The 12,243-nt window shown below is 61.3% G+C and carries 10 protein-coding genes; 6 read left to right on the forward strand and 4 right to left on the reverse strand.

Features of this window, described 5'->3' with window-relative positions; translation table 11 throughout:
* Positions 1-51: 51 nt before the first annotated feature.
* Together TX23_RS14625 and TX23_RS14630 are read right to left on the reverse strand one after the other, a co-directional pair.
* On the reverse strand, positions 52-1,443 hold the full coding sequence (locus TX23_RS14625) for a sensor histidine kinase (protein WP_057702765.1): 1,392 nt from the start codon (positions 1,441-1,443) through the stop codon (positions 52-54).
* A complete protein-coding gene (locus tag TX23_RS14630) occupies positions 1,421-2,104 on the reverse strand; it encodes a response regulator transcription factor (RefSeq protein ID WP_005787712.1) in 684 nt (227 codons plus the stop codon). The genes TX23_RS14625 and TX23_RS14630 overlap by 23 nt, the downstream gene beginning before the upstream one ends.
* A 444-nt stretch (positions 2,105-2,548) precedes the next feature.
* Here TX23_RS14630 and TX23_RS14635 point away from each other — a divergent pair, with 444 nt between their 5' ends.
* Entirely contained in the window at positions 2,549-3,454 is a 906-nt protein-coding gene (locus TX23_RS14635; RefSeq protein ID WP_057702766.1) for a hypothetical protein, read from the forward strand.
* A gap of 101 nt (positions 3,455-3,555) precedes the next feature.
* Here TX23_RS14635 and TX23_RS14640 read toward each other — a convergent pair whose 3' ends face one another.
* Positions 3,556-4,791 (reverse strand): multidrug effflux MFS transporter, encoded by a 1,236-nt coding sequence (locus tag TX23_RS14640; protein ID WP_057702767.1) that lies wholly within the window; start codon positions 4,789-4,791, stop codon positions 3,556-3,558.
* Positions 4,792-4,883: 92 nt separating this feature from the next.
* Here TX23_RS14640 and pdxR point away from each other — a divergent pair, with 92 nt between their 5' ends.
* The gene (gene pdxR / locus TX23_RS14645) at positions 4,884-6,296 is read left to right on the forward strand and encodes a MocR-like pyridoxine biosynthesis transcription factor PdxR (protein WP_057702768.1); all 1,413 of its coding nucleotides are present in this window, start codon (positions 4,884-4,886) and stop codon (positions 6,294-6,296) included.
* A gap of 106 nt (positions 6,297-6,402) precedes the next feature.
* Here the strand turns inward: pdxR and TX23_RS14650 are convergent, their stop codons facing one another.
* Positions 6,403-7,311, reverse strand: a complete 909-nt coding sequence (locus TX23_RS14650; protein ID WP_005787722.1) for a MurR/RpiR family transcriptional regulator — start codon at positions 7,309-7,311, stop codon at positions 6,403-6,405.
* A gap of 284 nt (positions 7,312-7,595) precedes the next feature.
* On the opposite strand from TX23_RS14650, the gene TX23_RS14655 reads away from it, so the two are divergent.
* From TX23_RS14655 to TX23_RS14670, 4 genes are all read left to right on the forward strand, one after another.
* The gene (locus TX23_RS14655; protein WP_057702769.1) at positions 7,596-9,533 is read left to right on the forward strand and encodes a bifunctional 5-dehydro-2-deoxygluconokinase/5-dehydro-2-deoxyphosphogluconate aldolase; all 1,938 of its coding nucleotides are present in this window, start codon (positions 7,596-7,598) and stop codon (positions 9,531-9,533) included.
* Between the two features lie 149 nt (positions 9,534-9,682).
* Entirely contained in the window at positions 9,683-10,570 is an 888-nt protein-coding gene (gene iolE, locus TX23_RS14660) for a myo-inosose-2 dehydratase (RefSeq protein WP_057702770.1), read from the forward strand.
* 3 nt (positions 10,571-10,573) lie between these two features.
* Positions 10,574-11,362, forward strand: a complete 789-nt coding sequence (gene iolB / locus TX23_RS14665) for a 5-deoxy-glucuronate isomerase (protein ID WP_057702771.1) — start codon at positions 10,574-10,576, stop codon at positions 11,360-11,362.
* A 26-nt stretch (positions 11,363-11,388) separates the two neighbouring features.
* Positions 11,389-12,210, forward strand: coding sequence for a TIM barrel protein (locus TX23_RS14670; RefSeq protein WP_057702772.1), 822 nt, complete (start codon positions 11,389-11,391; stop codon positions 12,208-12,210).
* Positions 12,211-12,243 lie beyond the last annotated feature (33 nt).

Below are 12,243 nucleotides of genomic sequence, written 5' to 3' on the forward strand. Positions count from 1 at the left end.
TCGCTCCTACATGGTGTTAGGGCAAGCGCCGTCCTTGATGTCCCTTACGTTCTATTCCGGTATCAACTGCTGGCGGCATTCCAGCACCAGCAGGGCGCCGCCCAGTTCGCTGGTGCCGACTTCGAGCTTGAAACCGTGCAGGTTGATGATCGCCGCCACAATCGACAGCCCCAGACCAAAGCCACCTTGCTGATCGTTTTCATCCACCCGATAGAAACGCTGAAACACCGACGCGCGTTCAGCCGCCGGAATTCCGGGCCCCGAGTCGAGCACTTCAATGCGCGTACTGCCCATATCATTGACCGCTCGCAGGATGACCTTGCCATTGGGCGGAGTGAACTTGATCGAATTGCTCAACAGGTTGGCCAAGGCCTCAAACAACAGGGCGCGATCGCCGGTCACCCACGGCAATGATTCGGGAGTTTGCAATACCAACTCCATTTCACCTTCCTCCGCCAGGGGCAGATAAAAGTCATGCAGTTCGCGCAGCAACGGCAGCGGGTCCAGTACCAAAAAGCCTGACCGACGCTGGTGATCTTCCAGTTCGGAAATGCGCAGCAGCCCGCGAAAGCGCGCCATCAGTGTGTCGGTTTCGGCAATGGCGTCATCGAGTTTCACTGCGTGGGCGGAGTCTTCCTCGGCTTGCTGCTTGATGCGGTAAAGCTGCGCGCGCAGGCGGGTGAGGGGGGTACGCAGGTCGTGGGCGATGGCGTCGCACACGCCCTTGACCTCGTTCATCAGTTTCTCGATGCGTTCGAGCATGGCGTTGACGATGGCCGCGAGCATGTCCAGTTCGTCGCGCCGATCAGACAGCGGCAAGCGGTGCGTCAGGTCGCCGGCGACGATGGCTTCGGCGCTGGCCTGGATCCCGCGGATGCGCCGCAACGGGCGGCGGCGCAGCAGGTGCCAGCCGGCAGCGCCGGGGATGATGGTCAACGACAGCGCCCACAGCAGGGCATGCCAGATGATCCGCGTTACGCCGAACAGCGAGCCGTTGGCGCGCACCAGCACCAGCCAGCGCCCGTCGTCGGTGTGGGTGGCAACGGCGTCGCAGCTGTCCTTGGGCAGCTTGGGGTCATCGGATTCGACGCAGTTGGCCAGGGTGTGGATCTTGCCATCCAGCGGCAGGTCGGCCGGTACCGTGCGGATCGGGCCGCTCAGGGGCCGGAACTGCTCGTCGAACAAGCCGTAGGCGTCGACGCCCTTCATGTCGAAGGTCATGCTGGTGGTCAGCGCTTCGACCAGGGCTTCGCCGTCAAAACGCTGGAACAAGTGCTGGCGTTGCAGAAGAGAATGGCGCGACAGGTCGCTGAGGTAGCCCGACACCTCGTAATACAGCACCCCCATGAGGATGCAGCTCCACGCCACGAACAACGAGCTGTACAGCGCCAGCAAGCGGCTGCTGGAAGAACGCCAGCCCTTAGAGGGGTTCAGCAATGACATACCCGGAACCTCGTACCGTGCGGATCAGCGGCGTGAGGCCCGGGGGATCGATTTTCTTGCGCAGGCGACCGATGTGCACGTCGATCAGGTTGGTGCCCGGGTCAAAGTGATAACCCCAGACTTCCTCGAAAATCATCATGCGCGACAGGATCTGCCCGGTGTTGCGCATCAGAAATTCCAGCAGTTTGTATTCGGTCGGCAACAGCGTCAGCGGCTGCTCGGCGCGGCTGGCTTCGCGGCTGATCAGGTTCAACTCCAGGTCCGCCACGCGCAGGGCGGTTTCGAACTCCTTGACCGTGCTTTTGCGCCGCAGCAGCACTTCGACACGGGCGGCCATTTCGTCGGAGGCGAACGGCTTGGTCAGGTAGTCATCGCCGCCGGCACGCAGGCCGCGTACACGCTCGTCGACATCGGAGAGGGCGCTGATCATCAGGATTGGCGTCGATACCCCAATCGTGCGCAAGGTGGTGACGATGGCCAGGCCATCCAGTTCGGGCAACATGCGGTCGAGGGTAATCAGGTCGTAATCGCCGCTCACGGCGCGGACCAGCCCCTCGCGGCCGTTGTCTACCCAGTCTACGTCCAGTCCATGGCTACTCAGCTCGGCGACGATTTCGCGGGCCGTTACGGCGTCATCCTCGATGGTCAAAATGCGGGTCATAGGAGTACCTGGTGAGCGTTCACACTAGAAGTGGAGGTTATTTTGCCAAGAAGTTGCTGAATGTTTCCTAAATAAAACTTCATCTTGGCAAAACTGACACCATGACTGACACAACCCAGTGTGGGAGGGGGGCAAGCGCTAATGCCTGTAGGAGCGAGCTTGCTCGCGAAAAACGTCAACGATAACGCGTGTTTCCTGAATCAACGCGGCGCCTGTGGGGGTTTTCGCGAGCAAGCTCGCTCCTACATGGAATGTGCCCGACGGAAGAATGCATATCGCCCGGTCTTAACCCACCTTTCTTGCAACTTGCATGGTTTTGCGAAGTTCAATTTAGTTAACTTACTGAAAAATAAGAATTTTAAATCGTATGGCGACTGGCATGGTGCCTGCACTGTCCCTTTTGAGACTTGTAACACTATTTTTCATGCCTGGAGCAAAACAACAATGATCACATCCTCATCCGCGCTGCAAGAGTCAAGCACGCTCTCCGGGGTTTCCTGGGGGGCGATCTTCGCCGGGGCCGCTGCGGCGGCTGCGTTGTCACTGATTCTGGTGCTGCTGGGCTTTGGCCTTGGCTTTTCGGCGGTGTCGCCGTGGGCCGACAGCGGTATCAGCGCCAAGGGTCTTGGCATTTCCACGATTGTCTGGCTGGCTTTTACCCAGATCGTCGCATCGGGCCTGGGCGGCTACATCGCCGGCCGGTTGCGGGTGAAGTGGGCCAATATGCACGGCGATGAAGTCTACTTTCGCGATACCGCCCATGGTTTCCTGGCGTGGGCTGTGGCTACCCTGATCACGGCAATGCTGGTGGTCGGTTCGGTCAGCAGTGTGGTCAGCGGCGGTGTTAAAGCCGGTGCCAGCGTCGCGTCGGGCGCCGCCAGTGGTTTGACCCAGGCGGCCGGCAGCGCAGCCAAAGGTGCCGACAGCGGCGACTTCGGCTATTACGTCGACAGCCTGTTCCGCGATGACCGCCCAGCCGCGGTCAGCGACGACGCGGCGCACGCCGTGGTCGGCCGTATCTTTGCCCGCACCCTGAGCAATGACGGCCAACTGGCTGCCGAAGACCGTGCCTACCTGGCCCAGTTGATCACCCAACGCACCAACCTCAGCCAGGCCGATGCCGAGGCGCGTATCGACAAAGTCTACGGCGAGGCCCGTAAAGCCATCGAAGACGCCAAGCTCAAGGCCAAGCAAGCCGCCGAGACCGCCGCCAAAGTGGCTGCCTACACCTCGCTGTGGACCTTCGTGGCGCTGTTGATCGGTGCTTTCTTCGCCAGCTTCGCTGCCACCTTCGGCGGTCGCCGCCGGGATGCTGTGGTGTACGTCGAAACCGAAAACTACGTTCGTTAATTCAAGGTCCATTCATTAAAGGAAAGCATCATGCGCTCATTACTGCTGTGGTTCCTCGGCGTGCCGATTCCGGTGATCATCCTGATCGCGATCTTCATGCACTAAATCCGGGCCTGGCTCGGTAAAGGGTGGGAAGGGCTTTGCTCCTTCCCACTTTTGGTTTTACGCAGTGTCAGCCAACTGGTGACCAGCAAGGCGCTGGCCATTGAGGTCATGATCACCAGCGGTTGCGCAGTGCCATCCGACAGCAGCCCGGTGGCCCAACTGCTCAGCGCCGTCACAATCATCTGAATAAAAAAGAACAACCCCGACGCCGTTCCGGCCATCGCGCCGTAGGGCTGCAACACCGACAACTGGCAGGCAGGCATCGTCAGCCCCACCGATACCATGATCACCACCATCGGCAATACAATCGCCAGCCAATCCTGCGCCAGCACTGTTGTGGCTGTCGCCAGCATCACGCTGCCCAGCACATTCAGGCCGATGGCAACGCTGATCAAGCGGTCTGCCTCGAACCGCCCCACCAGGCGGCGGAACAGGTTGGCGCCGAGCATGTAGCCACTGATCGTAGCGGCAAATACCAGCGCATAGGTGCTGGGCGACAAACCAAAGCCGCGTTGCAGCAACGCCGAAGACTCGCTGATAAACGGAAAATAGGTGCTGTAAACGCAGCCGATCGCCAAGGCATAACGCAGGAAATAACGGTCGCGCAGCAGTTGACCGTAGATGCGCAGCAAGTGGGGCGGCGGGGCAGCGGCCACTTGCGGCGGACGGGTTTCCGGCAGGCGCCGTTGCACCACCAGGCACAACAGGCTGCCAATCACCCCCAGCAACACAAATAAGCCTCGCCAACCCAAGAGGGGCAATAACACGCTGCCAAGCACCGGCGCGGCCATGGGCGATACTGCCATCGCCATGGAGATCAACCCCAGCAAGCGCGCCTGCTCCTGCGGGGCAAAATAGTCGCGCACAATCACCCGGCCAATCACCGTGGTGCAGCACCCGCCGAGGGCCTGGAACAGCCGCGCAATGATCAACACCCCCAGACTGTCGGCCAGTGCGCAGGTGACGGTCGCCAACACATAAATCGCCAACCCGGCCAGCAACACCGGGCGACGGCCGAAGCGGTCGGTAAGCGGGCCGCTGACCAGCAAGGAAACCGCCGAACCGAGGGTGTAGAGCGTCAGCACCAGTTGCAGTTGACTGTCCGAAGTTTGGAAGTAGTCGGCCATAGCGGGCAGGGCGGGCAAGTGCAGGTCCAGGGTGAGACGCGGCAGGCCCACCAGGACCGTCAGCAGCGTTAGCCAGAACCAAGGGGCGAGAATACGTTGCGTCATGGGCGGTTACTTCGCGAGGGGTAGAGCCCGGACTCTAGCGACGTTGTGGTTTAATCCGCAGAACCACTTGTGCACGGAAGGACTGGACCACTATGCGCCGAGGAAAAGCCGCCTCCCACCTTGACCTGCCGCGCCCGGACAACCTGAGTGCGGGTAAACAACAGGGCGCCTATGAGGCGTTACGGGGGGCGATCCTGAATCGGCAGTTGCCGGCCGACAGCCGCTTGCCATCGACCCGCAGCCTGGCCGAGCGTTGGCAGGTTTCACGTGGCACCCTTGAGGCGGTGTTCGACCGCTTGCACAGTGAAGGCTATGTGCAGCGTGTGGCGGGCTCCGGCACGCGGGTGTGCGCGGTGATTCCCGAGCAATTCATTGCGGCCCCGGCATCAAAACACATGCTGCGCAGACCGGTTGACGCCGACCCACCCCACGCCGGTGTGCAGAGCCATGTGCCCTTTGTTGCACGGCGCCCGGATGCCAACCTGTTCGACCGCAAAGCCTGGGCGCGCTGCATCTCCCGTGGTTTGCTGGCCGCGGGCGCTGGTGTGCTGGAGGCCGCGCACCCGGGGGGGCTGCCGGCCTTGCGGGAGCACATTGCGGATTACTTGCGCAGTTATCGCGGCATGCACTGTGAGGCGGACGAAGTGATTGTTACCACCGGCATTCGTCATGGCCTTGACCTTGTTGCCCGTACACTGCTTCAACCGGGTGACCTGGCCTGCGTCGAAGACCCCGGCTACACCCCGGCGCGGCGTCTGTTCAACCTGGCCGGTGCACAGGTGCAGTCGATTCCGGTCACCGCCGAAGGGCTAGATACCGCTCAGCTCCCCGCACACGCACGGCTGGCGTATGTCACCCCCGCGCACCAGGCGCCGCTGGGCGTGACCCTGTCGGTATCGCGCCGTCTGGCGTTGCTGGATTGGGCACATCGGGCGGATGCCTGGGTGGTCGAAGACGACTATGACAGCGAGTACAACTACAACAGCGCCCCTCTGGCCGCGCTCAAATCCCTGGATACGAATGACCGCGTGCTCTACTGCGGCAGCTTCAACAAAAACCTGTTTCCAGGCTTGCGAGTGGGTTTCATGGTGGTGCCCAAAGCCCTGCGCCCATCACTGCTGCGCACCTTGCAACTGACCGGGCATTCGGTAGGCGCCAGCGATCAGTCGGGCCTGGTGGATTTTCTTGGCAGCGGTGCGTTCGTGCGGCATTTGCGCGCTTCGCGCCAGGCCTATCAGGCGCGGCGTGATGCCTTGCTCGCGTGCCTCCCGCCGGGCGTTACGGTCAGTGGTGAGCAGGCCGGGCTGCATTTTGTGTTGTGGTTACCGGCAGGGGTGTCAGAGGCGGATTTCTGCGCCCGCGCTGCCGACGCCGGGCTGAGCTTGCAGCCACTGGGCAAGTTCTGTGTCGAGGTAACGTTGCCGCCCGCGGTGATTATCGGCTACACCGCGTTGACCCTGGCGCAGATCCGCTTCCACGGCCGGGCCCTGGCGCAATTACTGTAGGAGCGAGCTTGCTCGCGAAGATCGTCAACGATTAAGCGTGCTTGCTGAATGAACGCGGCGCCTGTGAGTTCTTCGCGAGCAAGCTCGCTCCTACAGATGGCGCATGTCAGTCGTCGAACCCGACCTGCTCATGAATTTCATCCACCTTCAATTCCAACCGATACGCCACCGCAATAAACAACGCCTGGCACAGGCACAAGGTGGCGCTCAGCGAGCGGAAGGCAAACGAAGAGCCTTCATTGACCAACAGCACCGCATTCGCGCGCTTGGCCAGCGGCGACAGGTTGCTGTCGGTGATGATCAGGGTCTTGGCCTGGTGATGCTGGGCAATGCGCAGGCAGTGCTGGGTTTCCTTGCCGTAGGGGGTAAAGCTGATGGCAATCACCAGGTCATTGGCGCGCACGCTGCGCATCTGCTCGCGATAACTGCCGCCCAGGCCTGAGATCAGGTGGATGCGCTTGTTGGTGTGCTGCAGGTTGTAGACCAGGTAGTCGGCCACCGCAAAGGAGCGGCGCACGCCGACCACGTAGATGTTGTCGGCATTGACCACCAGGTCCACGGCTTTCTCGAAAGCCGCATCGTCCAGTTCCAGGCCCAGGCGTTCGATGCCCGAGAGGGTGGCGTTGACGCATTCACGCGCCAGGTCGCCGCCGCTGGCTTTCTGCGACTTGTTGGCGATCATGCTGCGGATGCGCTGCTGGTAGTTCTGCACCGGCGTGGTCTTGTGGGTATACGCCTCGCGAAACAGCGCCTGCATTTCACTGAAACCGCTGAAGCCGAAACGCTGGGAAAACCGCACGATGGCCGAGGGGTGTACTTCGCATTCACGGGCGATGTCACTGATGCGATCGACCATGATGCGGTCGCTCTGCTGGCTCATGTAACTGGCGATGCGCTTGAGCTGGCGCGGCAGGCTTTCGTATTCGTCGGTGATCAGCTGCAACAGGCGCTCGGCATTGATCGGAGGGCTGGCGACAGTTTCTTCCAGGGTGGTCTCGGGATCGGTGCGGGACATGGGCAATCCTTTTGGCGTGTTCGTCTGATGCGCTGATGGTTGGCGCAAGTCTACAGGGTAGGCGCAAAAAAATACCCCGACATCACGGCCCGCGTGGCCTGCTGAAACGATGCACGGGCGCTGGCGTGACGCTATGCTGACGTATTGGAAAAAATATTCCACTAAAAATAATTATGGAATAAATATTGATTGCCGCCGTCGGACGTTCTAGTCTGCTCCCACCAAGAGCGTTTGCCGCCACCACGGCGGCACAGCGCAGGCTGATAAAAATAACAGGAGCCAGCATGGGCCAGACTCGTTTTGCCAGTGGGCGTCAATTGGATCTGATTTGCCTCGGGCGCCTGGGCGTCGACCTCTACGCGCAGCAAGTGGGGGCGCGGCTTGAGGATGTGTCCAGCTTCGCCAAATACCTCGGTGGTTCCTCCGCCAACATTGCGTTCGGCACTGCCCGGCTGGGGCTTAAGTCGGCGATGCTGAGCCGGGTGGGTGACGACCATATGGGCCGTTTTCTGGTCGAATCCCTGGCTCGCGAAGGCTGCGATGTCAGCGGCATCAAGGTCGACCCGGAGCGCCTCACCGCCCTGGTGTTGCTGGGCCTCAAGGACCGCGAAACTTTCCCCCTGGTGTTCTACCGCGAAAACTGCGCCGACATGGCCCTGCGCGCCGAAGACATCAGCGAAGCCTTTATTGCATCGAGCAAGGCGCTGCTGATCACCGGCACGCATTTCTCCACCGACGGCGTGTACAAGGCCAGCATCCAGGCGCTGGAATACGCCGCCAAACACAACGTCAAGCGGGTGCTGGATATCGACTACCGTCCGGTGCTGTGGGGCCTGGCGGGCAAGGCTGATGGCGAAACCCGTTTTGTTGCCGACCAGAATGTCAGCCAGCATGTGCAGAAAATCCTGCCGCGTTTTGACCTGATCGTCGGCACGGAAGAAGAATTTCTCATCGCCGGCGGCAGTGAAGACCTGCTCACGGCCCTGCGCACGGTGCGTGAACTGACCCCGGCGACCCTGGTGGTCAAGCTCGGCCCGCAGGGCTGCACGGTGATCCACGGTGCAATCCCTGCGCGCTTGGAAGACGGGGCGATCTATCCCGGTGTGCGCGTTGAAGTGCTCAATGTGCTGGGCGCCGGCGATGCCTTTATGTCGGGCTTTCTCAGTGGCTGGCTCAATGACGCCAGCGACGAGCGTTGCAGCCAGTTGGCCAATGCCTGTGGCGGCCTGGTGGTCTCGAGGCACGCCTGCGCACCGGCCATGCCCACGCCCGCCGAACTCGATTACCTGTTCAATAGCCCGGTGCCGATCACTCGGCCCGACCAGGATGCAACCTTGCAGCGCCTGCACCGCGTCACGGTGCCGCGCAAGGCCTGGAAGCAACTGTTCGTGTTCGCTTTCGACCACCGCTGGCAGCTGGTGGAGCTGGCGCAAAAAGGCGGCCAGGATCTGGCGCGGATCAGCGCCATCAAGCAGCTGTTTATCCAGGCCATTGAACGTGTGGAGAACAAGCTCGCCGAGCAGGGCATTGAGGCCGATGTGGGCCTGCTCGCTGATCAGCGTTTCGGCCAGGATGCCCTCAACGCCGCCAGTGGCCGCGGCTGGTGGATTGCCCGCCCGGTCGAAGTGCAGAACTCTCGGCCCCTGGCGTTCGAACACGGCCGTTCGGTGGGCAGTAACCTGATTGCCTGGCCCCAGGAACAGATCATCAAGTGCCTGGTGCAATTTCACCCCGATGACGAGCCGATGCTGCGCCTGGAACAGGAAGCGCAGCTCAAGGCGGTGTATGAGGCGTCCATCGTCAGCGGCCATGAACTGCTGCTGGAAGTCATCCCGCCCAAGGATCACCCATCCTCTTACCCCGACGTTTTGTATCGCAGCCTCAAGCGCCTGTACAACCTGGGTATCTACCCGGCGTGGTGGAAGATCGAGGCACAGTCGGCCGAGGATTGGAAAAAGCTCGACGAACTTATCCAGGAGCGTGACCCGTACTGCCGTGGCGTGGTGCTGCTGGGCCTGAATGCCTCCCCTGAGTTTTTGGCTGATGGCTTCAAGCAGGCCAGCCAGAGCAGCACCTGCCGCGGGTTTGCCGTGGGCCGCACGATATTCCAGGAGCCGAGCCGGGCGTGGATGGCGGGGGAAATCGATGATGAGACCTTGATCCAGCAGGTACAGGCTACCTTCGAACAACTCATCAACGCCTGGCGCAGTGCTCGAACCTGATACATGACCGATACCTGTAGGAGCGAGCTTGCTCGCGAAAAACGCATGGGCACCGCGCTTCGTCAGAATGCCGGTGTAATCGTTAGCGATCTTCGCGAGCAAGCTCGCTCCTACAGTTGAGAAGCGACTTGAATAATAAAGGTGCAGCCATGCCCGCAATCCGAATTGGCATCAACCCGATCTCCTGGAGCAACGATGACCTCCCGGCCCTTGGCGGTGAAACCCCGTTGAGCACGGCCCTGAGCGAAGGCAAGGACATCGGCTACGAAGGTTTTGAACTCAATGGCAAATTCCCCAAGGATGCCAAGGGCGTCGGCGACGTGCTGCGCCCCTATGACCTGGCCCTCGTCTCCGGCTGGTACTCCAGCCGCCTGGCTCGTCGTTCGGTGGCCGAGGAAATCGAGGCTATTGCCGGGCATGTCGAACTGCTCAAACAAAACGGCGCCAACGTACTGGTGTACGGCGAAGTCGCCGACTCGATCCAGGGTTCACGCATTCGCCTGATCGAGCGTCCGCGCTTTCACAGTGAGCAGGCGTGGCAGGCGTACGCCGACAAGCTCACCGAGCTGGCGCGTTTCACCTTGTCCCAAGGCGTGCGCCTGGCCTACCACCACCATATGGGCGCTTACGTTGAGTCACCCGAAGACATTGACCAGTTGATGACACGCACGGGCCCGGAAGTTGGTCTGTTGTTCGATTCGGGTCACTGCTACATGGGAGGCGGCGAACCCATCGAGGTGTTGCGCAAGCACATCGACCGCGTTTGCCATGTGCATTTCAAGGACGTGCGCAAGCCGGTGGTGCAACTGGCGCGCAACCAGATGTGGAGCTTTCCCGATTGCATCGTCAACGGCACGTTCACGGTACCCGGCGACGGCGATATCGACTTTGCGTCGTTGCTGGACGTGTTGCTGGCTGCGAACTATCAAGGCTGGCTGGTGGTGGAAGCCGAGCAGGACCCGGCCGTGGCGCCCAGCTATATCTACGCGAAAAAGGGCTATGACACCTTGCGTGCGCTGCTCGACGAGAGGGTTTGAGTGATGAGCTTGTTGGTCAAAAGCAGCAAACGCGGGCAAACCATGGTTGCCCTGGAGGCGGGGCGCCTGGAGTACGTAGGCTTCGCCGCTTACCGCTTGAGCCTGGGCGAAACCTTGCCGGTCAGCGCGGGCGATCAGGAGCTGTGCCTGGTGCTGCTCAGCGGTCGGGTGAATATCGAAGGCGAAGGCTTCAATTGGCAGAACCTGGGCGATCGCCAGTCGGTGTTCGAAGACAAGTCACCGTTCGCCGCCTATTTGCCGCCGGGCACTGACGCCCGGGTTACGGCCCTGAGCGATGTGCAGATTGCCGTCTGCGCAGCGCCCGGTGCTGTGGGCTTTGCCCCGCGCCTGATACGCCCCGAGCAGTGCAAACGCAGTGTGCGCGGCAAAGGCGCCAACACCCGCTATGTCTGCGACATCCTGCCCGACAGTGAGCCGGCGCATTCGCTGCTGGTGGTGGAGGTGCGCACGCCTTCGGGGCATTCCTCAAGTTATCCGCCGCACAAGCACGACACTGACGACCTGCCGCATCAGAGCTTTCTGGAAGAGACCTACTACCACCAGATCAACCCGCCCCAGGGCTTTGTGTTCCAGCGCGTGTACACCGACGATCGCAGCATCGACCAGGCTATGGCCGTGGAAAACAGCGACCTGGTGGTAGTGCCCAAGGGGTATCACCCGGTCAGTGTGCCGTATGGCTACGAGTCTTATTACCTCAACGTCATGGCCGGCCCCAAGCGCGCCTGGCATTTCCATAACGACCCGCAGCACAGTTGGCTGCTGGACCTTTAAACGGTTTTGGACGGAGAACAACAACAATGAAGTCGCCGCTACGTTTTGCCCTTAACCGTATGGTCGCGCCTGATTTGCCCCTGGCGGATTTTATCCAGCTGGCCAAAGCCCTTCAGTGCGATGCCATCGAGATCCGCAACGACCTCAAGAACCGCGAGATCGAATACGGCATGTCCGCCAGCCGCGTGCGTGAGTTGTGCGCCGCGCAGGGCATCCAGGTGTTGTCGATCAACGCGCTGTACCCCTTTGATGTTTGGAACGACGAACGCCGGGCCCAGGCAATCGAACTGGCCACCTACGCCCGTGAATGCGGGGCCCAGGGCCTGGTGATGTGCCCGTTCAATCAGTCTGGCGATACGCGCAACGACGCGCAGCGCGCCGCCGGTTTGCGCACCGCGTTGAGCGAACTGGCGTTGATCCTGCGCGAATACGGGATTCTCGGCTTCATCGAACCCCTGGGTTTCACCGTATCCGCCCTGCGTCGCAAGCGTGTGGCAGTGGATGCAATCAAGGCCATCGGTGGTCTGGATGTGTTCCGTGTGGTGCACGACACCTTTCACCATCACCTGGCCGGCGAGCATGAGTTCTTTGCGGAGCTGACAGGCCTTGTGCATATCTCCGGGGTGGAAGACCGCGAGGCGCCGCTCGACTCGATCCGCGACGGCCACCGCGTGCTGGTGGGCGAGGACGATATCCTCGGTAATGCGGCGCAGATCGACACCTTGTTGAGCACCGGTTACAGCGGCTATCTGTCGTTCGAGCCGTTTGCCGAAAGCGTGCATGGGCTGGCGGATATCCAGCAGGCGTTGGGCAGCAGCATGGCGTATTTACAAAAGCCACTGCCATAACGCGATCAAAAATGTGGGAGCTGGCTTGCCTGC

Origin of the sequence: Pseudomonas paralactis, assembly GCF_001439735.1 — a bacterium.
Taxonomy (GTDB): Bacteria; Pseudomonadota; Gammaproteobacteria; order Pseudomonadales; family Pseudomonadaceae; genus Aquipseudomonas; species Aquipseudomonas paralactis.

Coding starts and splice junctions, on each gene's coding strand:
- TX23_RS14630 (WP_005787712.1), bottom strand. CDS start 2,104: ATGACCCGCATTTTGACCATCGAGGATGACGCCGTAACGGCCCGCGAA.
- TX23_RS14670 (WP_057702772.1), top strand. CDS start 11,389: ATGAAGTCGCCGCTACGTTTTGCCCTTAACCGTATGGTCGCGCCTGAT.
- TX23_RS14655 (WP_057702769.1), top strand. CDS start 7,596: ATGGGCCAGACTCGTTTTGCCAGTGGGCGTCAATTGGATCTGATTTGC.
- pdxR (WP_057702768.1), top strand. CDS start 4,884: ATGCGCCGAGGAAAAGCCGCCTCCCACCTTGACCTGCCGCGCCCGGAC.
- TX23_RS14635 (WP_057702766.1), top strand. CDS start 2,549: ATGATCACATCCTCATCCGCGCTGCAAGAGTCAAGCACGCTCTCCGGG.
- iolB (WP_057702771.1), top strand. CDS start 10,574: ATGAGCTTGTTGGTCAAAAGCAGCAAACGCGGGCAAACCATGGTTGCC.
- iolE (WP_057702770.1), top strand. CDS start 9,683: ATGCCCGCAATCCGAATTGGCATCAACCCGATCTCCTGGAGCAACGAT.
- TX23_RS14640 (WP_057702767.1), bottom strand. CDS start 4,791: ATGACGCAACGTATTCTCGCCCCTTGGTTCTGGCTAACGCTGCTGACG.
- TX23_RS14625 (WP_057702765.1), bottom strand. CDS start 1,443: ATGTCATTGCTGAACCCCTCTAAGGGCTGGCGTTCTTCCAGCAGCCGC.
- TX23_RS14650 (WP_005787722.1), bottom strand. CDS start 7,311: ATGTCCCGCACCGATCCCGAGACCACCCTGGAAGAAACTGTCGCCAGC.